At 43.1% G+C, this 23,881-nt stretch carries 23 protein-coding genes; 20 read left to right on the forward strand and 3 right to left on the reverse strand.

Annotated features, from left to right (window positions below; translation table 11 throughout):
• Nucleotides 1-75 precede the first annotated feature (75 nt).
• The 5 genes from ANCC_RS05735 (at nucleotide 76) to ANCC_RS05755 (ending at nucleotide 5,477) form a co-directional block, all read left to right on the forward strand.
• Entirely contained in the window at nucleotides 76-1,470 is a 1,395-nt protein-coding gene (locus ANCC_RS05735) for an MFS transporter (RefSeq protein ID WP_006565937.1), read from the forward strand.
• Nucleotides 1,471-1,822: 352 nt separating this feature from the next.
• Entirely contained in the window at nucleotides 1,823-3,166 is a 1,344-nt protein-coding gene (locus ANCC_RS05740) for an MATE family efflux transporter (RefSeq protein ID WP_006565935.1), read from the forward strand.
• A gap of 110 nt (nucleotides 3,167-3,276) precedes the next feature.
• Nucleotides 3,277-3,885, forward strand: coding sequence for a cytidylate kinase-like family protein (locus tag ANCC_RS05745; protein WP_006565934.1), 609 nt, complete (start codon nucleotides 3,277-3,279; stop codon nucleotides 3,883-3,885).
• A gap of 171 nt (nucleotides 3,886-4,056) precedes the next feature.
• Nucleotides 4,057-4,659, forward strand: coding sequence for a DUF3267 domain-containing protein (locus ANCC_RS05750; protein WP_006565933.1), 603 nt, complete (start codon nucleotides 4,057-4,059; stop codon nucleotides 4,657-4,659).
• 209 nt (nucleotides 4,660-4,868) lie between these two features.
• Nucleotides 4,869-5,477, forward strand: coding sequence for a cytidylate kinase-like family protein (locus tag ANCC_RS05755; RefSeq protein WP_006565932.1), 609 nt, complete (start codon nucleotides 4,869-4,871; stop codon nucleotides 5,475-5,477).
• 86 nt (nucleotides 5,478-5,563) lie between these two features.
• Here the strand turns inward: ANCC_RS05755 and ANCC_RS05760 are convergent, their stop codons facing one another.
• Nucleotides 5,564-6,328, reverse strand: coding sequence for a DeoR/GlpR family DNA-binding transcription regulator (locus ANCC_RS05760; RefSeq protein WP_039946231.1), 765 nt, complete (start codon nucleotides 6,326-6,328; stop codon nucleotides 5,564-5,566).
• 235 nt (nucleotides 6,329-6,563) lie between these two features.
• Between ANCC_RS05760 and ANCC_RS05765 the strand changes: the two genes are divergently transcribed.
• The 6 genes from ANCC_RS05765 (at nucleotide 6,564) to ANCC_RS05790 (ending at nucleotide 10,439) form a co-directional block, all read left to right on the forward strand.
• Nucleotides 6,564-7,397: a Cof-type HAD-IIB family hydrolase gene (locus ANCC_RS05765; RefSeq protein WP_006565929.1), complete on the forward strand. Its 834-nt coding sequence runs from the start codon at nucleotides 6,564-6,566 to the stop codon at nucleotides 7,395-7,397.
• Nucleotides 7,398-7,459: 62 nt separating this feature from the next.
• On the forward strand, nucleotides 7,460-7,921 hold the full coding sequence (locus ANCC_RS05770; RefSeq protein WP_006565928.1) for a hypothetical protein: 462 nt from the start codon (nucleotides 7,460-7,462) through the stop codon (nucleotides 7,919-7,921).
• Nucleotides 7,922-8,100: 179 nt separating this feature from the next.
• Nucleotides 8,101-8,343 (forward strand): GNAT family N-acetyltransferase, encoded by a 243-nt coding sequence (locus tag ANCC_RS05775; RefSeq protein ID WP_009288852.1) that lies wholly within the window; start codon nucleotides 8,101-8,103, stop codon nucleotides 8,341-8,343.
• 66 nt (nucleotides 8,344-8,409) lie between these two features.
• Complete coding sequence (locus tag ANCC_RS05780; RefSeq protein WP_006565925.1) at nucleotides 8,410-8,958, forward strand: GNAT family N-acetyltransferase; 549 nt, start codon at nucleotides 8,410-8,412, stop codon at nucleotides 8,956-8,958.
• Nucleotides 8,959-9,005: 47 nt separating this feature from the next.
• The gene (locus ANCC_RS05785) at nucleotides 9,006-9,446 is read left to right on the forward strand and encodes a GNAT family N-acetyltransferase (RefSeq protein ID WP_006565924.1); all 441 of its coding nucleotides are present in this window, start codon (nucleotides 9,006-9,008) and stop codon (nucleotides 9,444-9,446) included.
• Between the two features lie 213 nt (nucleotides 9,447-9,659).
• Complete coding sequence (locus tag ANCC_RS05790; RefSeq protein WP_330367835.1) at nucleotides 9,660-10,439, forward strand: sialate O-acetylesterase; 780 nt, start codon at nucleotides 9,660-9,662, stop codon at nucleotides 10,437-10,439.
• Between the two features lie 237 nt (nucleotides 10,440-10,676).
• Here the strand turns inward: ANCC_RS05790 and ANCC_RS05795 are convergent, their stop codons facing one another.
• Complete coding sequence (locus ANCC_RS05795) at nucleotides 10,677-11,282, reverse strand: flavin reductase (protein WP_006565922.1); 606 nt, start codon at nucleotides 11,280-11,282, stop codon at nucleotides 10,677-10,679.
• A gap of 178 nt (nucleotides 11,283-11,460) precedes the next feature.
• On the opposite strand from ANCC_RS05795, the gene ANCC_RS05800 reads away from it, so the two are divergent.
• From ANCC_RS05800 to ANCC_RS05825, 7 genes are all read left to right on the forward strand, one after another.
• Entirely contained in the window at nucleotides 11,461-12,492 is a 1,032-nt protein-coding gene (locus tag ANCC_RS05800; RefSeq protein WP_054335282.1) for a LacI family DNA-binding transcriptional regulator, read from the forward strand.
• 793 nt (nucleotides 12,493-13,285) lie between these two features.
• Complete coding sequence (iolC, locus tag ANCC_RS05805; protein ID WP_039947039.1) at nucleotides 13,286-14,302, forward strand: 5-dehydro-2-deoxygluconokinase; 1,017 nt, start codon at nucleotides 13,286-13,288, stop codon at nucleotides 14,300-14,302.
• 6 nt (nucleotides 14,303-14,308) lie between these two features.
• A complete protein-coding gene (iolD, locus tag ANCC_RS05810) occupies nucleotides 14,309-16,246 on the forward strand; it encodes a 3D-(3,5/4)-trihydroxycyclohexane-1,2-dione acylhydrolase (decyclizing) (RefSeq protein ID WP_006568747.1) in 1,938 nt (645 codons plus the stop codon).
• Between the two features lie 15 nt (nucleotides 16,247-16,261).
• Nucleotides 16,262-17,047 carry a 5-deoxy-glucuronate isomerase gene (locus ANCC_RS05815; RefSeq protein WP_039947043.1) on the forward strand — a complete coding sequence of 262 codons (786 nt, stop codon included), beginning with the start codon at nucleotides 16,262-16,264 and terminating at the stop codon, nucleotides 17,045-17,047.
• 36 nt (nucleotides 17,048-17,083) lie between these two features.
• Nucleotides 17,084-18,235 carry an iron-containing alcohol dehydrogenase gene (locus ANCC_RS05820; RefSeq protein ID WP_006568749.1) on the forward strand — a complete coding sequence of 384 codons (1,152 nt, stop codon included), beginning with the start codon at nucleotides 17,084-17,086 and terminating at the stop codon, nucleotides 18,233-18,235.
• Nucleotides 18,236-18,553: 318 nt separating this feature from the next.
• Nucleotides 18,554-18,688 (forward strand): hypothetical protein, encoded by a 135-nt coding sequence (locus ANCC_RS17800; protein WP_006568750.1) that lies wholly within the window; start codon nucleotides 18,554-18,556, stop codon nucleotides 18,686-18,688.
• A gap of 103 nt (nucleotides 18,689-18,791) precedes the next feature.
• On the forward strand, nucleotides 18,792-21,482 hold the full coding sequence (locus ANCC_RS05825) for an InlB B-repeat-containing protein (protein ID WP_006568751.1): 2,691 nt from the start codon (nucleotides 18,792-18,794) through the stop codon (nucleotides 21,480-21,482).
• Between the two features lie 58 nt (nucleotides 21,483-21,540).
• Here ANCC_RS05825 and ANCC_RS05830 read toward each other — a convergent pair whose 3' ends face one another.
• Complete coding sequence (locus ANCC_RS05830; protein ID WP_006568752.1) at nucleotides 21,541-21,930, reverse strand: tautomerase family protein; 390 nt, start codon at nucleotides 21,928-21,930, stop codon at nucleotides 21,541-21,543.
• 192 nt (nucleotides 21,931-22,122) lie between these two features.
• On the opposite strand from ANCC_RS05830, the gene ANCC_RS05835 reads away from it, so the two are divergent.
• Both ANCC_RS05835 and ANCC_RS05840 read left to right on the forward strand, forming a co-directional pair.
• A complete protein-coding gene (locus ANCC_RS05835; RefSeq protein WP_006568753.1) occupies nucleotides 22,123-22,863 on the forward strand; it encodes an electron transfer flavoprotein subunit beta/FixA family protein in 741 nt (246 codons plus the stop codon).
• Entirely contained in the window at nucleotides 22,860-23,843 is a 984-nt protein-coding gene (locus ANCC_RS05840; RefSeq protein ID WP_006568754.1) for an electron transfer flavoprotein subunit alpha/FixB family protein, read from the forward strand. Before ANCC_RS05835 ends, ANCC_RS05840 begins: the two co-directional genes overlap by 4 nt.
• The last annotated feature ends 38 nt before the right edge of the window (nucleotides 23,844-23,881 follow it).

Below are 23,881 nucleotides of genomic sequence, written 5' to 3' on the forward strand. Positions count from 1 at the left end.
AGAAAAGAAAAGATGGCGGAATTTTCTCTTTAAAATAATCTGTCTTTGATTTATCCAGGAAATGAGGAGAAGAGAATGAATGAGAAAAAAACCGGAGGGGATTTCAATGTGAAATTGTCCCTTGGAGAAAAAATATCATACGCGGGGGGAGATACTGCCTGCAATATTATATTTGGTCTTACGACAACCCTGCTTACACTGTTTTATACAGATTATGTGGGAGTGAATCCCGCCGCCATCGGTATGATCATGCTGGTATCCCGTGTGTTTGACGGAGGTTCTGATGTCATTATGGGCATCATCACCGAGCGCACCCACTCAAAACATGGAAAGGCAAGACCGTGGATCTTGTGGATGGCGGTGCCGTATGCTGTCTCCGGAATTGCACTGTTTCTGATTCCTGCCGGGGCTTCGGAAATGATCAAGACCGTCTACATCTTTATTACCTATAATCTTGTCACAACAGTGGTGTATACTGCTTTAAATCTTCCGTACGGAACGCTGGCCTCCTTGATGACCAGGGATCAGAATGAGCGGGCGGTGACCAATGTTCTCCGTATGGCATTTTCACCGATTGGAAGGATTCTGACCACATCGTTTACCCTTCCGTTGGTGGGCTTCTTCGGAAATGACCAGAAAGCGTGGGTCATCACATCCGCAATCTTCTGTGTGATCGCAATGATCCTTTTGTTTATCTGCTTTAAAAATACAAAGGAGAGAGTTCACATCGAAGCGGCTGACCAGATGAAGGTTTCCGTAAAGGAAAGTCTGCTGGCGCTGGTACATAATAAATATTGGTTTATGAGCCTTGCACTCTGGGGAATTCTTTCTGTGTATTCCACGGTTATCGGTGTAGACCTGGCTTATTACTGTAAATATATACTTGGAAACCAGAACTTTACCGGAGTCATCTATGCGGCAGAGCAAGGTGTTATGATCGCCGGGATCCTGATTCTTCCGGCATTGATTCCGAGATTTGGAAAAAGAAACCTGGCGTTGGCAGGATCACTGATCGTCATCGCCGGACAGCTTCTGTTCTTGTTTAATCCGCAGAGCTATGGTCTGGCTGTGGCGACTGCAGCAGTCAAGGGATTGGGAGAAGCACCGCTGTTCGGAGTTATCTTCTCGTTTATCGCGGATGCGGTGGAGTATGGGCAGTGGAAGACGCACATCCGACAGGAGGGTATGATCTTTAGTGCCGCTTCTGTGGGATCCAAGGTAGGAGCAGGACTTTCCAGTGCGGCCGTAGGTGCTGTCCTGGCGGCAGTGGGCTATATTTCTTCAGACAGCACGGGAGCGGCAGTACAGCAGCCGGCAAGCGCGGTGAGCGCGATCTCCAATATTTACATCTGGGCTCCGGTTGTCATATGGGGAGTTGCAGCAGTTGTTCTGTTTTTCTATAAACTGGATAAACAATATGCCGGAATCATGGAAGAACTGGAAGAACGGGAATCCAGAGGCGAATTATAAGAAATTTGGGACTGCCAGCGGCGCTGTCATTTACCTCTATGTAAAATCGGGGATTTGAGAAAAAGATAGACTTTTGATAACTACTTGATTATAATTAGAGCGTATATTTGTGATATACTGAGTTATCCTTGGAGAATATTGATGATTATGAATATATTTTGGTGAGGAAGCCGGCAAGCGCGGTGAGCGCGATCTCCAATATTTATATCTGGGCTCCGGTTATCATTTGGGGTGCAGAAGCGGTTATTTTGTTCTTCTACAGACTGGATAAATAATACGCGGGAATCATGGAAGAGCTGGAAAAACGGAAATCCAGAGGCGAATTATAACAAATAGAAAGAAGAGATAGGACATGAGGGAAAATCAGGGGAATCTGACAACAGGAAGTGTAAGAAAAAAATTGGCGGTCTATGCCCTTCCGCTGGTGCTGACTAGTGTTCTTCAGGCTCTGTACAGTATTGCGGATCTGGTGATTGCAGGTCAGTTTATCGGAAAGAGAAGTGTCTCTGCCATCAACAATTCCAGTCAGATAATGAACCTTCTGACCCAGGTAGCTGTGGGACTGACTCTGGGAGGCAATATACTGATCGGACAGTATTTTGGGAACGGCAGCCACAAAGAAAGAAAACGGGCAGGGGGGACTCTCTTTTCTATCTCCCTCCTGTTTGGGGCTGCCAGCGGCGCTGTCATTTATCTGACCTCAGATACACTGCTTGGAATGCTCGGTGTTCCCGCGATGGGGGAATCTTTAGAATACCTGCATATTTGTGCCGGGGGATGTATCTTTATCCTTGGATATAATGCGCTGAGTTCCGTCATGCGGGGAACCGGAAATTCCAGGATACCATTTTTATGTATTCTTTCATCAATCCTTTTGAACGTTGTTTTGGACATAGGTTTCGTGGCGGTGTTCCAGAAGGGAATCAGAGGAGTGGCGTATGCCACGGTGTGTGCCCAGGCTGTAAGCTTTGTGACGGCTCTGGCGTATACATGGAAACATCAGGATTATTATGGATTTTATCTGAACAATTTTAAAATCAGGATCGGAAAGCTGCTGGCTATTTTGAAACTGGGTGTCCCCTGTGTACTGCAGAATACGGTCGCGGGAATTTCATGGCTCACAGTCACCTACTTTATCAATCAATATGGCGTGGATGTCTCCGCAGGCAACGGGATCAGTATAAAGATCAAGGAATTCAGCCAGCTGTTTATTACATCCATGTCCGGAGGTGCGGCTACAATGATCGCGCAGAATCTGGGAGCAGGACAGTTTGAGAGGGCGAGGGAAACAATGAGAGAGGGTATGCGGATCTGCCTGGCTATGGCGGGAATTGTGATTTTAGTGATCGAGATCAGTGCTCCATGGCTGGCTTCGCTCTTTACAAACGATCCGGCAGTTATTTCTGCCGCGGTAATGAATTTAAGGATTGAGATCATCGGCCAGATATTTTATGCTATGTTCCTGAACTATCACTCGCTGATGACAGGCGCAGGACATACGGTTTATGTATTTATGAGCAGTTTTGTTAACTGTATTCTCGTGAGAATCGTTTTGGCAGGTATTTTCAACCATATGATCGGCCTGAATGGGGTATATCTGGCTTGTCTCATCGCACCGTCCGTCTCTGTCCCTATCGGTTATCTCTATACAAAATCAGGGATTTGGAAAAAAGATAGACTTTTGGCAACTAATTGAGTATAATTAGGATATATATTTATAATGTACTGAGTTATTACTAGAAGAATGTTGCTAATTATGAATATATTATAGTAAATTTCTGAGACTAAGGTAGGAAAGGAGAAACTATGGAAAAAACATTGATCACCATCAGCCGTCAGTACGGAAGTGATGGAACAAAGGTTGCACAGGCTTTGGCGGACAAGCTGGATGTATGGTACTATAACAGAGACGTCCTGCACATGGCAGCGGAAAAGATTGGCGTAGATGATTTAGATGAAAAATCCCTCGAGGAGCTGAATTACAGAAAAAGTTCCAGATATGTGGAGGGACTGAGTGTCATGATGGGAACACCGGGACATATTCCGGTCTACAATCAGATGTTCAAGGAACAGTCCAAGATCATCCGCAAGCTTGCAGGATACGGATCCGGGGTATTTCTTGGAAGATGTGCAGATTATGTACTGAAAGATATGGAAAATGTTTATACAATTTATCTCTATGCAGATGATGAATTCCGTTTAAAACATCTGTCTGAGGCGGAAGGCAGGGAATTTACAAAATCTGAACTGAAGAAGGAAGATAAGACAAGAGAATCTTATTATAACTATTATACGGGACAAAAGTGGGGCGATGTTCAGAATTATGATCTGGCTGTCAACATGACAAAGCTCAGCCCGGAAGATTGCGCAGACTTAATCCTTGAATACATCGAAAAACGAAGAAAAGAAAAATAAATAAGTTTAAAAAGCATCTTGAAAGCAGTATGCCTTCGAGATGCTTTTTTGTAAAGTGCAGCAATTCTACGATTATTTTACAATACTTTTCCGGTGTTATATGATAAATTAAAAAGGAAATGAAGTGTAGTATGCACTTGGGTATATAATGAAGAAAGACGGAAGAGAAGTATGAAAAAAGAGGATAAGAAACAGGAACGCATCGAAAACTATGAGAGGACGAGAAAAGAAATGAAAGAAGCAGGGTACAAGGAATCTTCCGGGATTATCTCTATTCTGAAGGCAAACGTCATGGCACTCGCGACTGCAGGGCCGTTCTGTATTATAGCATTTATCATTTACACACTTCGCTGGGGGAAGGACGGTTTTGCCATAGACAGCAGAAATCTGGTTCTTTTTCTTGGGCTGTTCTTTGTATCGATCTTCATTCATGAAATGCTGCACGGTGCAGGATGGAGTCTGAGCTGCAAAAAGGGATGGCATAGTATTGCATTTGGTTTCATGTGGAGTTCTCTGACACCATACTGCCATTGTAAGGAGCCTCTAAAATTCAGCAGTTATGCGGTGGGATTATATCTCCCTTTTTGTGTGCTGGGTCTGGGAATATTTGCTGTCTCTCTGGCTGTGCCTAATTACAGGCTTTTCATGCTCGGAATCCTCAATATGCTCGCTGCCGGAGGGGATCTCACCATCGGATGCTGTCTTATGAAACATAAGAACGGGCTGATTCTGGATCATCCTACGGACTGCGGATTTGTATCCTTTGAAAAATGATGGTTTGTGAAATCTTTACAAGAGACAGACCACTCTTATAACAAATTATGATTGATCCGCTGAAAATGAAAGTTATTATAGCATTGTGGGAATGAATTGAGTATAATGAGAGCGAAAACTGTAGTTAAAGAAACTATAATAGTCATAAATTATAAATAAGATGGGTATCTTATGAGATAACCCAACAGCAGATCAGGAAGGAAATAAAGATGGAAAAAACATTGATCACGATCGGACGCCAGCATGGAAGCGGCGGCACAGAAGTAGCAGAAATTCTGGCAGAAAAATTGAACGTTTGGTATTATAACAGGGAAATTCTGTATATGGCAGCGGATAAAATTGGATTTGATTCCTTTGATGAAGAATCTATGAAGGAGCTGAACTACAGGAAGAGCTCGAAATATATGGAAGGTCTCAGTGTCATGATGGGAACCCCGGGTCATATTCCTGTGTACAACAAAATGTATAAAGAGCAGGGAAAAATCATTCAGAAGCTGGCTGGATACGGGTCCGGAGTTTTTCTTGGGAGATGTGCTGATTATATCCTGAAAGACTTTGAGAATGTATATTCTGTTTTTCTTTATGCAGATGATGAATATAGGCTGAAACGTCTTGCGAAAGCTGAGGGAAGGGAAGTTACCCTTGAAGAGATGAGAAAAGAAGATAAGACAAGGGAATCTTATTACAATTATTATACGGGACAGGAATGGGGCGATGTAAGAAATTATGATCTGGCTCTGAATATGGGAAAAACAACTGCAGAAGATGCCGCGGATATGATCCTGTCCTATATTGAAAAGCGCAGAAAAAGTAAATAAGAGATGATTTCATTATATAGATGCTCCGCGTTTGAAGCCTGCGGAGCATTTTTGCGTCATAACAGTTTTTGATTTGTGAAAAGCTACTATCTTATTGTTTCAACAGTGATAGAATTCATACTGCAGAAATTCTCGTATTCTTCCGGAATCGGCTGATCTGTGAGAATGTAATGGATCTTTTCCAGCGGGCAGTAAGTCATCAGAGAAAAGATGCCGAATTTGGAATGATCCGCGAGAACAAAGCGTTCCATACTGTTTGCAGTGACTGCCTCCTTTACTCTGTACTCCTCTTCGGATGCATTGGTCAGACCGTTTTCCATCGAAAGACCTGTGCATGCCATGAATGCTTTTCCGATATTAAACGCTTTCAGATAGTCTGCTATTTTTACATCAACGAAAGAAAGAGTCTCTCTTTTTAAATAACCGGGAAGAGAGATTACGGTAAGGTTTTCATACGGCAGGGCCTTTAAGGATACCTGAAGGCTGTTTGTTATGATCGTACAGCGCTTTTCAGAAATATAATCCACCAGGTTATGGCAGGTTGTTCCGGTATCAATATAAATAATATCCCCGTCTTTTACATGATCTGCGGCAAGGCGGCAGATCGCCTTTTTTTCTTCCATATATTTTTCGTGGCGTTCTGCAAATGGAAGCAGCTTTTTGGAAGGAAGTGTTTCATTGAGAGTGACGCCTCCATAAACTTTTTTGATTTTTCCTGTCTTTGCAAGTGTATCGATATCTCTGCGTATCGTATTTTTAGATACCTGAAAGACATCGCATAAGGTGTCGAGAGATACCGATTTTTCTTGTATAATATACTGTTCTATTTCATCGATTCGTTTTGTACGCATATATATTCCTCTTTCTGATATAGTATCTGTCATTGCTTTTATTATAGTATATTATGAGTAAATTGAAAAGAAGGAACTAGTAAGTTGTGAGAAGGTTTTTAGAGAACACAGACTGCTGGGTTTCAGATGGCGCTCAGATATGGAATTTAATGAAAGGAGGTCTTTTCCGGAATTTTTTTCTGAGGTATAATAAAACAGAAACCAGAAATACACGGAAAGAACATCGGGGGACGGGATGAAAAAACGAGAAATTAAGCTGATCGCCATGGACATGGACGGTACACTTTTGACAAGCAGCAAGGAAATTACAGAACATACAATAGAAGTTTTAGAAGCGGCGATGGACAGGGGGATTCAGATTGTCCCTGCAACCGGACGGTCAGTGAACGGCCTTCCGAAAAAGCTGACGGCTCTTAAGAGAATGAGATACTGTATTCTGAGCAATGGAGCCAGAGTTTATGATCTGCATAAGAAAAAATCAATCTACAAGAACCAGTTTGAGACGGATCAGGTACTTAAGCTCCTGGAAGATGTCAGACCATATCATGCTTTTCGGAGCATAGCCAAAGATGGAGAAGTGTACTGCTATAAGGAAGAACTGGACAGACTCGGGTCGTTTCATCTGGGAGAATATTCTGAGGAGATGATACATGCATCCAGAACACCGGTGGAAGATCTCAAGGACTATATTATACAGGAAGGCGGAACATCTGAAAAGATGACGCTGTTTTTTGAAGATCAGGAAGAGCGGGCAAAAGCCAGAAAAGAATTGACGGAAAGCGGATTATATACGGTTGTGGCCTCTCTGAAAAATAATCTGGAGATTTCCCTTGATTCATGTAATAAGGGAGATGCACTTGCTCACCTGATGGAACATCTGGATTTGAAAAAGGAAAATGTCATGGCCTGCGGAGATGCCGAAAATGATTATGAAATGATCTTGGCAGCCGGGATCGGAGTTGTCATGGAAAACGGCTCAGATGATATGAAAGCGATAGCAGATTATATTACGGACGACCATAACAGGGATGGCGTGGCCAAAGCCATTGAAAAACTGGTGCTGAATTAAAAATATAGAGATATCAAAAGTTTGTAACAGATATTATTTATTTTTAGAGGAGGCGTTAGAATATGCAGGACTTTTTAGAAGCACTGATAAGCGAAAGAAAAAATACAGCACTGCCTGATGAATACGATTATTTTGGAAAACTTATTGGCAGCTGGAAAATTGACTATGTAGACAATAACAATAGTTTTGTAGTTAAAGGTGAATGGCACTTTTCATGGGTTCTTGAAGGAATGGCAATTCAAGATGTTATTATCCTGCCAGATTATGAATATGGAACGTCGCTTCGCATTTATAATCCCGATACACATGCATGGGATGTCGCTTATGGTTACACTGGAAAAATAATAAGACTTGAAGCAAGAAAACAAGACGATATGATAGTTCTTACATTCATTAATGATAAGAGAAGAAAGTGGGTTTTTACTAAGATCGAGGACCATAGTTTTCATTGGCAGAATGTTACCGTAAAAGAAAATGGGGAATGGCATATTAATGCGGAAATGAATGCTGAGCGAATCAACTAGATATGACATTTTCTACATGATTAGTATTTCTTGTATAAAAGCAGCCATTGACGGATCAGGAGTAGATAATAACTAAATAGAGAGGAATACACAGTGTCAAAAAATCAAGTTATGATTAGACGTTTTCATGCAGAAGACAAAAGCCGGCTTTTTGCTCTGCTTGAGCGAGAGGGAGAGGAATGGAGCAGCTTTGCGGCTATATCCGCTGCCGAGACGATGATGGGTTTGGTGTTTACGTTTATGACCTCCTGGTGGATAAATCTCATCGCGGCAAAGAATTTGGCAGACTGCTGATGGAGCAGGTATGCAATGATTTTTCTGGCAAAGAGATATATGTTCTAAGCGGTAACAACCCTTATTATGAAAAGCTGGGTTATGCTATTGAGGGAACAATTTATATTGTAAAACCAAAGGTGCAATAACTCTTATATGCTATGCTTTGGGGTAAATGCTGTACCCGATAAATTAGAATTTGTAGGGATGCTGAAATGATAAAAATAATAGAAACAGAACGTTTGTTTCTCCGCCCGCTTACGCTTGAAGATGCGGATATCGCTTATCATGGGTGGACGGGCGATGCGAAAGTAGCGGAATATGTAAGTTGGCTTCCTCACTATTCAATTGATGATACAATTGAATGGCTGAAGGAAATTGAGTGGAAACAAGATGATATAGGAAATATCCTAGAAAATGACAATTACATTTGGGGATTTGTATTGAAAGAAACAGGGGAACTTTTCGGTTCCGGTGGGTTAATTTGGGAAGAACGATGGCAACAATTTCAAGTCGGATATAATATCATGAAAACGCATTGGAATCACGGCTATACCACCGAAGCGATGCAGGCAATTTTCAGTTTTGCTGCCGCCAATTTGGGTATAAAACGAATTGCTGGCTGTCATGCAAAAGAAAACCCTGCTTCTGCAAAGGTGCTTGAGAAGCTTGGTTTTGTTTATGAAAGGGATGGTATTACTTCTCATGTTGATGGAGTTCGTCACTTTGATAACCGAGAATATTTTTTAGAGTTGGACAGATAAAATTCAGGTTAAAGTGTTATGAAAATTAGAATTTATGGAGGGATGTAGTGGATATACGAAAAATTACAGACAAAAAGAAAAATTATATAGACTTGTTATTGCTGGCTGATGAATCGGAAAATATGATAGACGAATACCTTGAACGTGGCGAAATGTTTATTTTGGATGATAATGGTGTGAAAGCTGAATGCGTAATTACACAAGAAGATGATGGCGTCTATGAACTCAAAAACATTGCGGTTTTGCCTGATTACTGGAGAAAAGGATATGGAAAAAAACTGATACAGTTCCTGTTTGCTTATTGTTCTGACTGCAGTGCTCTGTTCGTCGGAACCGGTGATTGTTATTCGGCGCTTTCTTTTTATAAAAACTGCGGTTTTAAAGAATCACACAGAGTAAAGAATTTTTTTACAGATCATTATGATCACCCTATGTTTGAAGGCGGAGTTCAGTTAGTAGATATGGTTTATCTGAAATGGGAACCATAAATTCCGGTTTGCCGAATGGAAAATATGAGTTAAGATACAAACAATGCATAATCACATATAGTTTAAGTATAGTCAAAATCAGCCTAATACAGAAAATGATGACTTACTCTTGATCACAATCGTTGTAAAACAATAAATCAGAATTTACAAGGAGATTAAAAATGAAATCAGTTTTACTTATAGGTCAATCTAATATGGCAGGACGTGGTTTTTTTGCATGAAGTCATGCCAATTTATAACGAAAATATTCTTATGCTTAGAAATGGTAGATGGCAGATGATGTCAGAACCCATTCATTTTGACAGATCTGTTGCTGGTGTTGGACCAGCGGCATCATTTGCGCAGGCTTGGTGCAATGCTAATGAAAGTGAGCAGATTGGACTAATTCCCTGTGCAGAAGGAGGTAGCTCTATTGACGAATGGAATGCAGAAGAAACTTTATTTTGCCATGCAATTAGTGAGGCAAAGTTTGCTATGAAAACTAGTGAATTAATTGCAATTTTGTGGCATCAAGGAGAAAGTGATAGCCATAGCGAGAAATATAAAGACTATTATCGAAAACTTGATGTCTTAGTTAATTCATTCAGAAAAGAACTGGGCGTTACAGAGGTTCCGTTTATTGTTGGCGGTTTGGGCGATTATTTGGGGAAATCAGGTTTTGGGAGAAGTTGTGTAGAGTATGACTTGATTAATCAAGAATTACTTAGATACGCAGAAAATAATAGGAATTGTTATTTTGTAACTGGAGAACGATTATATTCCAATCCAGATGGTATTCATATCAACGCAGAGTCCCAACGAAGATTGGGAATAAGATATTTCGAGGCTTATCAGACTAAATCAAATGTGAACAAGCCATTAGATAATGAAGTAGAAATAGTAAACCTATGCTGTGAAAAAGAATACACGATTGCAGAAAAAAGATATATAACATTAGAGCAATTTACATTGGGGGAAGGTTCTTTGGAAGAAGTAATGAAATTTTTTAAGTAGGAACATAAAATTCAGTTTTCCGAATGGAAAATATGAATTAATATATAAATAAAGCACAGTCAAAAGCAGCCAGAAAAAATCTGGCTGCTTTTTAGCAAACGAAGCTATGAGTTTTCTTAACAATCGTTGAAAACCCCTTTTTGTTCAAGAAATATCATTCCGTTAGACATTATATCCATTTTCTGCATGACTGGAGTGAGGGATTCTAAGTGCCGAACGGAAATCATACAGAAGATGTCATACAATGCGCTCAAAATCAGAAGCACCATGTTTGCAGATCGGACAAATGAAATCGGCAGGAAGTTCCTCGCCTTCATAAATATAACCGCAGATTTTACACCGCCATCCTGTCTTTTTTGTTTCCTGAGGCTGCGGTTTGATGTGCTTATGGTAATAGGCGTAAGTAACAGAAGGAACTTGCGATAAAACTTCCCCGTCTGTCACATCGGCAATAAACATTGTGTGCGTGCCGAGATCAACAGTCTCAGCGACGGAAGCACTGAGAAAAGCGTTGGCGTATTTATTCAGATAAAAGATACCGTTGGAGGAACGTTCATAGTCAGAAAAGTTCTTTAATTTGTCAACATCCCGTCCGCTCTGGAATCCAAAATGCTTAAAGATGTCAAAAGTCACTTCCTCGGAAAGAATGGAAACATTAAAAGAACCTGTATCTTTGATCATATCATGGGTGAAATTATCTTTATTGACAGCTATGGAAATGCGGTTCGGCGTCGTGGTGATCTGCTGTACGGTGTTCACGATACATCCGTTATCCTTTTCGCCGTTTTTTGCAGACAAAACAAAAAGGCCGTAGCTCAGCTGAAACATTGCTGCTTGATTCATAAATAAAACCTCCTTCTATACTTGATTATTATACTCAATATATTCATAGTATAATCCATTTATGTATGATTTGCAATGGCAGGAGACGGGATAAACCTTTACTTTTGTAAGAGGCGAGGTTATAATAAAACAAATGCGTGCAATGTGTCAAAATTTAAGAAAAAAGTGAGGAAAGCACATGGCAGGAACAATCAAAGAAATTGCAGAACGTGCCGGAGTCTCCCGTGGTACTGTTGACCGGGCGCTGAATAACAGGGGCAGGATTAAGCCGGAAGTGGCGGAGCGGATTCTGGCGATTGCCAAAGAACTAGACTACCATTCCAACAGAAAGTCTAGAAAGAACACGCAGAATCCGGACAAACATATAAAAATCGGAGTTATCACCCAGCTCTCCGAGGCTTCTTTTATGATTCCGGTCAAAGAGGGAATCCGGGATGCGGGGAGAGAACTTGAATATTTAGGAGTGGAACTTTTATTAAAGGATATAGAATCAGTAGATGAAGAGGCTCAGATGGAAGCGATTGATGAGTTGGAATCAAAAGGGATCGACGGCCTTGCGATCATGCCGGTGCAGTCAGAGTATGTGAGAGAACGGCTGAACCGCTTGATGGAAGAAAAAGAAATTCCGGTAGTGACATTCAACTCAGATATCGTTGGCACAAAACGAGCGTGCTTTGTAGGCCTGGATAACAAAAAAAGCGGCCGTACTGCCGCGGGACTCATGGGAATGCTGACACGGGGAAAAGGGAAGGTCCTTGTGATCACAGGGTTTTTCACTAACAGTGTAAACAGCCTCCGTGTGGAGGGATTCGTACAGGAGATTAAGAATGCATATCCTGACATGGAACTGCTCGGAGTCCAGAGCAGTTTTGACGAGACGAGGGAAGTGCAGAAGATCATTGAGAATACGATGGCGATCGCCCCGGATCTTTCCGGTGTCTTTGTGGCATCCGGCGGGCAGGCCGGGGTGTGTCTGGCTTTCGAGAAACTGAAACTTGAGAAACGCCCTTATGTCATAGTGTATGACGCCACGCCGAAAAATACGAAAGCACTGAAAGAAGACCGGTATGATTTTTTGATTGACCAGGAAGGATACGAACAGGGATACCGGCCTCCGAATCTTCTGTATAACATGATCCAAAAAGGACAGATGCCGGAGACGGACCATATCTATACAGATATAAAGATAAAAAATAAATATAATGTATGACATTTTCCACATGATTTCCGTTCGGCTCTTAGAATGCCTCACTCCAATCATGTGGAAAATGGACGTAATGTCTGTTGGAGAAGGGCCTCTGTCAAAAAAGGTGCCACTTTTCGAAAGTTATTTACCGCTATTGTAGGAGCGCATTTCAAAAGCGCGACGGAAATAGTGGTAAATAACTTATACCTCATCGCGCAGAGCGCGCCACCCAAAGGGTATGAAATACGGTGTGCCCTATGGGTATGACATTTTCCGCATGATTTCCGTTCGGCTCTTAGAATGCCTCACTCCAATCATATGGAAAATGGACGCAATATCTACTGGATAAGTATCCATTAAACAAACGGAACGATTCAACGACAGTTTTTTATTACTATTTTCGTCACGTTTTGAAATGGGCTCCTCCAATCGTGCTAAAAAATTATCGTTGGAATATGTGGAACATGGCCGCAGAATCTGCTGAAGATGACAGCTTAACAAGAGAAGGTGTTATTTTGCCATAGTTGAATAAGGATTGAAACATAGAATCATAGTGTTTCAATCCTCTTTTTTTTGTATATTTGCGTGCTTATGCGTGTTATATAATTGTGCAATAATACTCAAGAAGTGTGTATACATTTGTGAAATGTAGCAAAAACAATCTTTTTTATAAAAAGTGCTTGCACACAAATAGCGTGCGTGATAATATAAACACATAAAGAAAAGCACACAAAACGCATTTTAAAAGAGTGAATAAAACAATAAAACACGCAAATAACACGCAGTGAGCGTGGAAAACAAAACTGAGGTGAAAGTTATGAAGTATGTTGAATTTGACCAGACAAGACCAATGGATTTAGTGCTTATCGGAAGGGTAGCCATCGACTTTAATCCGGTAGACTATTTCCATCCGTTATCCGAGTGCACCACATTTAAGAAGTATGTGGGAGGATCACCTGCAAACATCGCGGTGGGGATCACGAGACACGGAAAGAAAGCAGGATTTATCGGAAAAGTGTCCGACGACCAGTTCGGAGAGTACGTAGTAGATTTTTTTGATAAAGAAGGAATCGATACATCCCATATTTCAAAATGTACCAACGGAGAAAAACTTGGACTCACCTTTACAGAAATCCTCTCCAGAGAGGAAAGCAGTATCTTAATGTACCGCAACTGTATCGCAGACTTGCAGTTATCTGTGGATGACATCGACGAAGAATACATAAAGAACACGAAAGCAATCTTGGTTTCCGGAACTGCATTGGCGCAGAGCCCGTCCAGAGAAGCGGTGTTAAAAGCAGTGATGCTTGCTAAGAAAAATGATACAAAGATCATCTTCGATATTGACTATAGAGAATACAACTGGAAAAATTCTGATGAAATCTCAATCTACTACTCTTTAGTAGCCAGAGAGGCAGATATTATTATGGGATCCAGAGAAGAATTTGACCTGACAGAAAAACTGATAAAACCGGGCAGATCAGACAAAGAATCTGCACAGGCATGGAACAATGAGAATGCAAAGATCGTTGTCATCAAGCACGGTAAGAAGGGATCTACAGCATATACCAATGACGGAAATGACTATTCAATCAAACCGTTCCCGGTTGAGGCATTAAAAGGCTTCGGAGGCGGAGACGGCTATGCATCCGGATTCTTATATGGAGTCTTTGAAGGATGGGATATGATCGAGTGTCTGGAATTCGGAAGCGCGGAAGCGGCTATGATGGTGAGAAGCCATTCCTGTTCAGAAGAGCTTCCAAACCCTCAGGAAGTCAAAGATTTTATCCGCGAGACAAAAGAAAAATACGGCGAAATGATTGCGAGAGTATAGGAGGATATGAAAATGAGTACAGCCAGAATGACAGTAGCACAGGCTCTTGTGAAGTTCCTTGACAATCAGTATGTGGAATTTGACGGGGAAGAAACAAAATTTGTAGAAGGCATCTTTACCATCTTCGGACACGGCATTGCCGTTGGATTGGGAGAAGCCCTGGACACCAACCCGGGAAGTTTAAAAGTTCTCCAGGGGCGAAATGAGCAGGGAATGTGCCATGTTGCAACAGCTTATGCAAAACAGAACAATAGAAGAAAAATCATACCATGTGCGTCTTCCGTAGGACCTGGAGCAGCAAACATGGTGACAGCAGCGGCTACGGCAACCGTCAATAATATCCCGCTTTTGGTCCTGCCTGCCGATACATTCGCCACAAGACAGCCGGACCCGGTGCTGCAGCAGTTAGAGAAAAGCGACAGCCTTTCAATAACAACAAATGATGCATTCAAACCGGTCTGTAAGTATTGGGACAGAATCATCCGTCCGGAACAGCTGATGACAGCTATGGTAAACGCAATGCGTGTTCTCACAGACCCGTCAGAGACAGGTGCCGTCTGCATCGCACTTTCCCAGGATGTAGAAGGAGAATCTTATGATTTCCCTGACTACCTGTTTGAAAAACGTGTACATAGGATCACAAGACCCTGCGCAGTAAAAGAAGAGATCGAGGACCTTGTTAATATTATTAAAGAAGCAAAGAATCCGTTAGTGATTGTAGGCGGAGGCGTGAAGTATTCTGAGGCAGGAGAAGCTGTAGAAAAATTCTGCGAAGACTTTAACATTCCGTTCGGAGAGAGCCAGGCAGGAAAAAGCGCCTGCAAGTCAAGCCACCCTTACTGCTTAGGAGGAATTGGTGTAACAGGAACCCTGGCTGCCAATACCATCGCTGATGAAGCTGATGTGGTCATTGCAGTGGGAACCAGGCTTTCAGACTTTACAACAGGATCCAAAGGACAGTTCAAAAATCCTGATGTGAAAATGGTGACGATCAACAACAATAAATACCATGCATATAAAATGGATGCAGTGAAAGCTGTCGGAGACGCGAAAGTGACAGTGGAAGCTCTTTCTGCCAGACTAAAAGAGGAAGGATACAAGTCTGCTTACACAACAGAGATCCAGGACGCAAAGGCAGCCTGGGATAAAGAAATGGACCGCCTTGCGAATATTGAGTATACAGGTGATAACTTTGAGCCGGAGATCAAAGCGAGAGATCCGCGTACGATTCCTGAATACGTAAAACTTACAGGGGGACTTATCACTCAGACTGCCGCACTGTGCAAAATCCGTGAGGTGATTGATGAAGACGCTAATATTGTGACAGCAGGGGGAAGTCTGCCGAGCTGTATGCAGAGGATCTGGACTACGGACAAACGGGGCGGATACCATGCTGAATATGGTTACTCCTGTATGGGATACGAAGTGGCAGGCGCTCTCGGAGTAAAGATGGCAGAGCCTGAGCACGAATCCTATGTGGTCGTCGGAGATGCCAGCTTCCAGATGCTGCACAGTGAGATCATGACGGCCATGCAGGAAAAACAGAAGATCAATATCCTCGTGTTTGACAACTGCGGATTCGGATGTATCAACAACCTTCAAATGAACCATGGTGTGGGAAGTCTTGCGACAGAGTTCAGATACCGCGACGAAAAAAATGAAATCAAAGGGGATCTGATCCCGGTTGACTATGCAAAAGTCGGAGAGGGATACGGACTCAAGACATACAGTGTAAGAACGATCAAAGAACTGGAAGAGGCGCTGATCGACGCAAAGAAACAGGATGTTGCGACTCTGATCGACTTAAAGGTAATCCCTAAGACGATGACAGATGGTTATAAATCCTGGTGGAATGTAGGCATTGCAACAACTTCTGAGAAAGAAAGCGTGCGAAAAGCATGTGAAGGAGTATTAGAAGGCCGTGCAAACGCAAGACAGTATTAGAAAAGAGGTATGATAATGGGAAAGGTATTCGGCTATCCTGAATTTGATGCAAACGGGGAAAAAGTTTTAACAACATACGATAATGAATATAAAGAAATGCTGATGGATATTCGCGTCTTCCGCTTAAATGCGGGGGATGTGAAGACCTTCTGCAGGGCAGGGGAAGAGACGGCGGTCCTCCTGCTGAAAGGAGATGTAGTTTTCTCATTTGATGAAACTTCCAAAGAAGTTACAAGAAAAGATGTGTTTACAGAAGGACCTTGGGCAGTACATATCTGTACAGGAGCCAAAGTCATAGTGGAAGCAAAAGCAGACTCTGAAATCTTGGTACAGTCCACAATGAATGACCAGACATTTGAGAGTAAACTGTATGCGCCGGAAGATGCTCCTTGGGGATATTCCTGCGTAGGAAAGTTCGGAAATGTTGCGAAACGCCGTGTCAATACCATCTTTGACCATAACATTGCGCCATACTCTAACATGGTATTGGGTGAGGTTTTAAATGACCGCGGGAACTGGTCAGGATATCTTCCTCACAGACATCCGCAGCCGGAAACTTATTACTTCCTGTTTGACCATCCGGAAGGATTCGGGGCGAGCTTTGTGGGTGACCAGGTATTCAAGAGCACAGACGGAAGCTTTTCGGCGATTCCGGGAGGAGAACTCCATCCCCAGGCAGTTGCTCCGGGATACCAGATGTATACCTGCTGGATGATCCGCCATCTCGACGGAAATCCGTGGCTCCAGACAGACAGAAATGAAGATGAGCGCTACGTATGGCTTCATGATGCGGAATTTTAAACAGAAAAATATCAGAAAGCATAGGAGGATAAGAATATGGCAAGAGAATTTATTGCGCCGGGCCAGATTTATACTGGCGAAGGCGCACTCGATATGGCAGAAGGAAAATTAGGAACTCTCGGCAAAAAGGCGCTGATTGTTACAGATAAGGTGATGGTCGAGCTTGGAAACGCAGCAAAAGTAGAAACTGCTTTAAAAAACCAGAACATTGAATATGTGATCTACAGTGAGATCAACGGTGAGCCGACCGACACAATGATCGAAGAGGGCCTTAATCTTTATAAAGAAGAAGGATGTGACTTTATTGTCGCTCTTGGAGGCGGCAGCCCGATTGACTCTATGAAAGCGATCGGTGCACTGGTAACCAGCGGCGGACAGATTTCTGATTACATGGGAAAAGTGATCACAGAGGAAACACCGACACTTGTTGCCATTCCTACCACAGCGGGTACAGGTTCTGAGGCAACTCAGTTTACCATCATTACAGATACGAAAAATGATATCAAGATGCTGCTCAAAGGCGCTGTTTTAATGCCGGATCTTGCCATCATCGATCCTCAGTTTACAATGACTGCACCTCCTAAGATCACTGCGGCTACAGGACTTGACGCTCTGACTCATGCGGCAGAGGCTTATACATCAAAGCTGGCACAGCCATTATCCGATACATTTGCGCTTTCTGCGATCAAAAGAATTTTCAAGTATCTTCCTGCCGCATTCAAAGACGGAAAGAATGTAGAAGCAAGAGAACAGATGTCAATTGCGGCGCTGGAAGCAGGAATCGCTTTTAACAATGCGTCAGTAACCTTAGTGCATGGAATGAGCCGTCCGATCGGTGCCATGTTCCATGTTGCACACGGACTTTCCAATGCTATGCTTTTAAAAGAGTGCTTTATCTATGCACTGGATGGAGCTTATGACCGTTTTGGTGAACTTGGCAAAGCGATTAATGTGGCAGCTGAGACTGATACAGACCAGGCAGCAAGTGAAAAATTCCTTCAGGCAGTTGTGGATATCTGCGATGAGCTTGAAACTCCTTCCTTAGAGGAATATGGAATCAATAAAGAAGAATTCTTCGGTGTGATCGACAAAATGGCCAACGATGCCATGGACAGCGGAAGCCCGTCCAACACAAGAAAAGACATCACTGCAGAAGAAGTCAAAGAAATTTACCGCAATCTGTGGTAAATTCCAACGCAGTAAGTACGTGCGTTTTACGTACTTAAATATAGATTAATGCAGATTTATGCCACTGAAACTCCTAAAAATAAAAACAATCAAAAGATATACTTAAAGCCAAACCCTCCAATACCTGGCTTAAAATGAATTGTTAAGTATTGATCTGCATAGTAAGAAGCATGGACCTTTCTTTCTCCTGGGTCCATGCTTCTTTTTAAAAAATCAATCTTTATCTAACCCTTTTTTGAGGACAAGGTTCTTATAGAGACAAAATTTATTTATTGCCCGGAAGAGCGCGCTGAAAGGCAATGGAAAGGATGAGAAAGAATGAAGAAACCATGGGAGAGACGGATCGTGGCGGCCGCACTGATTCTGGCTGTGGGAACCGGAGCCGGAACGATTTTGAGAGCAGAAGATCAGGAAATGTCTGGAAAATCCGGGGGGGGGTATTTACGGAACTGAAGTACATCAATTAACCCGGGAACCGGAACAGACAAAAACAAAAGAAGCAGCGAACACGGAGGAAATTCCGGAGCTGAAGGAATCGTTTAAAGATGAATCCGAATTGAAAACTGAGGAGAAATCAGGAAAACAGAGAAAGCATGCAGTAAAGAAAGCAAAGGACGGGCAGGTTCTTCTGGATGTAAGCAGAGGGAATATCAGGATCACTGCCACCGGTGCTCTGGTAGGCGATACTCCGGCTGACAGCGGTGCCCTGAATCCGCAGGGATACCGGATCACCGGGAAGACTACAAAATACTACATTGTTGTTGAGCCTAAAGTGAAGACAGATCTTACTTTTGAAAATGTTGATATCTCCTGTGCTGCGACGGATAGTCTGAATGTTTCTCATGCAGATGTGACTATTACGTTGGTTGGAAAAAACCGCCTATATTGTACAAAAGATCAGAGCAATGCCCTTACGAAGGACGGCATGGATGGAAGTCTTACACTGAGGTGTGTAAACAGCGGACAAAAAGGGCACAAATGCGATGCAGCCTGCGGAAGTATCACGGTACAAGGCGTAGGATATCATGTGGGAGCTTTGGGAAACAGCATAAAGAACCGAACGAATCCAAAGGAATCCGGTTTTTGTAATTTTACGATCGAGGGAGGTAATATCACAGCTCTTGGAGGTGAACACTGCCCGGCGATCGGGGCTGCCTGCTGGACGGAACATTATGTTTCATCATGTTATGCCAAAGATATTTATATCAAGGGAGGAAATGTAGAAGCCATAGGGACAAGCCATGGTTCCGGCATCGGATCAGGATATGGGACCAAAGTCGATGGAGTTTACATCAGCGGAGGGGTTGTCAAAGCCCGGGGAGGAGAAAATGCCCCGGGAATCGGCGCTTCCATGGGAGATCCTGGTGATTCTATGATCACACGCAATATCCGTATCAGCGGAGGAGATACAGTTGTGACAGCCATCGGCGATTCTAAGTCAAAAATGCCTGGAATAGGATCTGCGGCAGGAAATGGAAAGGTATCAGGGATTACGGCTGCACCGGAAACCGGTTATCAGGGATACGTACAGGATGGGACATCTCTGACGGACTTTATATTTACAGAGAACACCCCGTTTGCAGCGGAGAGTTCTTTTTCTGTGGGAAACTTTTTCACACAAGTATATTTTGGACCATTCAGGGACAGCAACAGTATTGATTCTGCAACAAAAGAACAGATCGGCGCAAATCATGTCATCAGCAGGACAGGCGGAGAGGGATTCAGCCGGGAACAGATCAGGACTCTGGCGAAAGTCACTGCAAAAGACAAAAACGGAAATACTATAGATGACCAGAAATTGCTTCTGGATGACGAAAGCCAGCTTAGTGCGGTCAATCAGGCTAAGAAGGAAGGAAAGACAGGGGATTTTTTTCTGACTTTCCGCACGGAAAGTGGTACAAAGGTGACAGTCACAGTTTCATTGAGAAACAACGGTACGGATGCGCAGGATTATAAAGAAGAAGATCCGATTTCGCTGATCGGAGCCAACCATTTTGAAAAAGACAGCGGAGGAGATCCGTTTACAGAAGAACAGCTGAAACAGTATGGGCAGGTAAAAGGGAAAGATCAGAAAGGAAATAATATAGAACTGAAAGATTTTCAGCTTGATCAGGAACAAGTGCAGAAGATTAACAAGACGAAGGCAGATGGAAAATCCGGAATTTTTGATCTTACTTTTTCGGCTCCGGACGGTGTTTCTGTTACGGTCAGGGTAACGTTAAACGGTACGTTTGATGAAGCCGAAGAGAATCCTGACAATGGGGAGATTATCAAGGCTAAAAATATCATAAGCAAAACCGGAGGAGAGGCATTTACAGAGGAACAGCTGAAAGAGATTTCCAGGGTAAAAGCAGAGGATAACACGGGTCAGAAGATTGCTTTAAAAGACATTGGATTTGCGGATTTGGAAGAAGTTAAATGTATCAATGATGCTAAAATAGCAGGTGAGATTGGGGGATATCCGCTTACGTTCCGGACGCCGGAGGGAACAGATGTGAAGATTACCGTTTTTCTGCGTCAGAGAGGCAGTGACAGCGCAGATTACGGCAAAGAAAATATCAATCCGTTTATCGGCGCCAATGATGTGGTTTTGGAAACAGGAGGAGAACAGCTTGCCGTAAAAGATATGATTGATTTATGTGAGGCAAAGGGCAAAGATCAATATGGCGACAATGCAGACCTGTGCGTTGACGAAAAGCAGCTTCAGATAATCAATGAGGCTAAGGCAGCAGGAAAGACAGGAACTTTTGATTTCACATTTGTAATAGAGGGAGGCAGTGCCTCAGTCAAAGTGACATTGACCGGAAGCCATGTGGTAAGTTTTGATCCCAACGGCGGCGAAAATGCTCCGCGGGACCAGATCATTGAAGGCGGAAAGACAGCAGTAGAGCCAAAGGACCCTGTAAGAGAAGGCTATACATTCAAAGGATGGTATGTTACAGATGATGATGGCAGAGAAGTACTATGGGATTTTAACATGCCGGTCCATCAGAATATAGTTTTAAGAGCAAAATGGGAGATCACACCGGAAGAAGATCCGGCTGACAGTGAAACCGCTTCAGAAAAAACGGAGACAACAGACCGGGAGAGCGGGAATACATGGGGATACAGAGAGGTACCTGAAAAGAAGAAAGTAGAGAGAACTATCGCAGAGACGAGCGACGGGGGAAAAGGGTATCTTTTGATTTTATGTACAGTTTCAGCAGCGGGGCTGGCATGCGGACTTTGGAGAAGAACAAAGAAATAAACTTGCAGACAGGCAGTCAATGTTCTTTTAGTGGCTGCCTGTCTGGGCTCTGAGTAATTTAGAGGTCTCCGGTCAGAAATTGGGCTTTCCCGAATCCGAAACTCCAGTCGGCATCGCTGTTTTCTGTTATGGAGACGAGCAGGTCTTTTGGCGGAATCCCGCAGTTTACATTTAGTCTTTCACAGAGCAGGGAGTAAAGTTTTTCTTTTTTCTCCCGGGGTCTCTGTTTGCTTGTGACACGGACCACGATTTGATCCTTTGTGCGCTCAAATCCAAGGCCGGTATCTAGGAGGATCATTTCTTCCGGATCGTGCTGACTGACGATCTGATAGCGGTCCCGCTCCGGTATTTCAAAGGCTTCAACCGCACATTCGTGAATGGTATCCAAAATATTTTTCAGTCTTTTTTTATCATCTTGTTTTTGTAAGTCTACTTGAATCAATGGCATAACAGAATCCTCACTTTCTATCGTTGACAGATAAAAATAATGGTGGTAATATAACAGTAATAATTAATTAGCATACGAACTAATGGGATGCAAATTAATTTGTATGCGTATCATAGCACAGCAGTTTTTCAGAGTCAACAACTTTATTTGAAATAAACTTCGGATTAAGGCTGGGAAGGGAGTGAAAAAAGGTTGAACATATTGGTTTATTTAAAAGAAGTTCCGCCAAAAGAGGAACAAGTGAAATATCAGACTGCGGAAGGGATCAGCGACAGTGATAAAAATGTTTTGAAAGAAGCTCTGAATCTGAGAGATCAGGAGGGGGGGGGCACAGTGACAGCCATGGTGATCGGTCCGCCGGAAGCAGAGAAGACTGCGCGGGAGGCTTTGACATGGGGAGTGGACAGAGCGGTTCTGGTCTTTAAAAAGGAAACCGGCGATATCAGCCACAGCGCAAAACTGCTTGCCGGGGCGATAGAGGCAGAAGGTATGTTTGATATTATTCTGTGCGGCCGTCAGGCCATTGACGGGGATGCTGCCCATATGGCGGCCATAACGGCATTTTTCCTGAAGATTCCTCTGATTGCCTATTCAAAAAAAATGAAAGTTTCAGACAAGAAAATATTTAATTGGTGTATGGCTTTAGAGGGAACAGAGCGGACAGAGAGTTCTTTGCCTGCCCTGGTTCTCTCGGTAAGAGAAGACAATGCGCTGAGACACCCGAATGTTGCTGACATTATGTCCGCATATGCAGAGAGTACGGTGATTCCTGTTTCGAAGGCCGAACAGGGGAAAACAAAAAAGATCATAAAACAGGTTCGGGAGTATATACCGGATGAGGCGCCGAAAAACAGACAGATGCTGACCGGCAGAGACGAGCAGGAGCTGGCGGAAAAGCTTTGGCAGCTGATCAAAGAAAAGGAGGCCGTATGAAGAAAACATCAAAAATTTTGATCATAGGAGAGATACAGAATCAACATGCGGCCCACGTGACAGTTGAGCTTCTGGGAGAAGGCAGGAAGCTGGCAGATTCTCTGGATGCAGAATTGATTTTGACAATCGTGGGAAATGATGTCGAAAAAACATGTAAGGATCTTCTCAGGTATCCCGCAGACCGAATCATAGCGGCGGATCATCCAAGTCTTAAACAAAAGCAGCTGGAGACTCACAGCAGGATTCTGTATGAGATTGTTAAGGAGCAGAAACCGGATATGATTCTGGGAGGGGCAACGTTGTTCGGAAAGACACTGCTGCCGACTCTGGCCGCCATGCTTGGAACAGAAGTGATTACGGATGCTGCCGGATTGGAGATTGACAAGGAAACAGGGGAACTGCTGGTCACTAAGCCTGCTTTTGACGGGAAGAGCATGTCTGTGGTTTCGATGCCGGAGGCTCCTGTGCAGATGGCGCTGGCAAAGCCGGGAGTATTTAAAAAGGCCTGTGAGACAGACGGCAGAGAAGGAAAGTTTACTGCGTTTTCGGCAGACTGGCTGCAGGAGATAACAGAAAGAAAAAGAACACTGGATCTTATAAAAGAAGAAAAGAAGATTTCCCTGGAAGATGCACATATCATTGCGGCCGGGGGAAGAGGGCTGAAAGGTCCGGAGGGATTTCGGCTGCTTTTACAGTTCGCCGAAAGGATCGGAGCACAGGCCGGATGTACAAGGCCGTGTGTGGATGCAGGGTGGATGCTTCCGGAGCAGCAGATTGGACAGACAGGGTGTATAACGAAACCGGACATTTATATAGCATTTGGAATTTCCGGGGCGGTTCAGCACATGACCGGAGTCAGGGCCGGGACAGTGATCGCAGTGAACAGTAACCCGAATGCAGCTGTTTTTAAATACTGCGATTATGGCATTGTGGGAGATGCAAAAAAGATATTGGAAGAATTTTTGAAACTGCCGTTGTAAAAAAGAAGACCCGGAGGACCGGATCTTCAATGTTAAGT

The organism is Anaerostipes caccae L1-92 (genome assembly GCF_014467075.1).
Classification (GTDB): Bacteria; Bacillota; Clostridia; order Lachnospirales; family Lachnospiraceae; genus Anaerostipes; species Anaerostipes caccae.

Bases quoted from the DNA above. Each gene is read 5' to 3' on its own strand.
- ANCC_RS05800 (WP_054335282.1), top strand. From the start codon at position 11,461: ATGGCAGGAACAATCAAAGAAATTGCAGAACGTGCCGGAGTCTCCCGT.
- ANCC_RS05780 (WP_006565925.1), top strand. From the start codon at position 8,410: ATGATAAAAATAATAGAAACAGAACGTTTGTTTCTCCGCCCGCTTACG.
- iolC (WP_039947039.1), top strand. From the start codon at position 13,286: ATGAAGTATGTTGAATTTGACCAGACAAGACCAATGGATTTAGTGCTT.
- ANCC_RS05795 (WP_006565922.1), bottom strand. From the start codon at position 11,282: ATGAATCAAGCAGCAATGTTTCAGCTGAGCTACGGCCTTTTTGTTTTG.
- ANCC_RS17800 (WP_006568750.1), top strand. From the start codon at position 18,554: ATGAAGAAACCATGGGAGAGACGGATCGTGGCGGCCGCACTGATTCTG.
- ANCC_RS05775 (WP_009288852.1), top strand. From the start codon at position 8,101: ATGGAGCAGCTTTGCGGCTATATCCGCTGCCGAGACGATGATGGGTTT.
- ANCC_RS05815 (WP_039947043.1), top strand. From the start codon at position 16,262: ATGGGAAAGGTATTCGGCTATCCTGAATTTGATGCAAACGGGGAAAAA.
- ANCC_RS05830 (WP_006568752.1), bottom strand. From the start codon at position 21,930: ATGCCATTGATTCAAGTAGACTTACAAAAACAAGATGATAAAAAAAGA.
- ANCC_RS05735 (WP_006565937.1), top strand. From the start codon at position 76: ATGAATGAGAAAAAAACCGGAGGGGATTTCAATGTGAAATTGTCCCTT.
- ANCC_RS05840 (WP_006568754.1), top strand. From the start codon at position 22,860: ATGAAGAAAACATCAAAAATTTTGATCATAGGAGAGATACAGAATCAA.
- ANCC_RS05755 (WP_006565932.1), top strand. From the start codon at position 4,869: ATGGAAAAAACATTGATCACGATCGGACGCCAGCATGGAAGCGGCGGC.
- iolD (WP_006568747.1), top strand. From the start codon at position 14,309: ATGAAAATGAGTACAGCCAGAATGACAGTAGCACAGGCTCTTGTGAAG.
- ANCC_RS05765 (WP_006565929.1), top strand. From the start codon at position 6,564: ATGAAAAAACGAGAAATTAAGCTGATCGCCATGGACATGGACGGTACA.
- ANCC_RS05745 (WP_006565934.1), top strand. From the start codon at position 3,277: ATGGAAAAAACATTGATCACCATCAGCCGTCAGTACGGAAGTGATGGA.
- ANCC_RS05770 (WP_006565928.1), top strand. From the start codon at position 7,460: ATGCAGGACTTTTTAGAAGCACTGATAAGCGAAAGAAAAAATACAGCA.
- ANCC_RS05760 (WP_039946231.1), bottom strand. From the start codon at position 6,328: ATGCGTACAAAACGAATCGATGAAATAGAACAGTATATTATACAAGAA.
- ANCC_RS05750 (WP_006565933.1), top strand. From the start codon at position 4,057: ATGAAAAAAGAGGATAAGAAACAGGAACGCATCGAAAACTATGAGAGG.
- ANCC_RS05820 (WP_006568749.1), top strand. From the start codon at position 17,084: ATGGCAAGAGAATTTATTGCGCCGGGCCAGATTTATACTGGCGAAGGC.
- ANCC_RS05740 (WP_006565935.1), top strand. From the start codon at position 1,823: ATGAGGGAAAATCAGGGGAATCTGACAACAGGAAGTGTAAGAAAAAAA.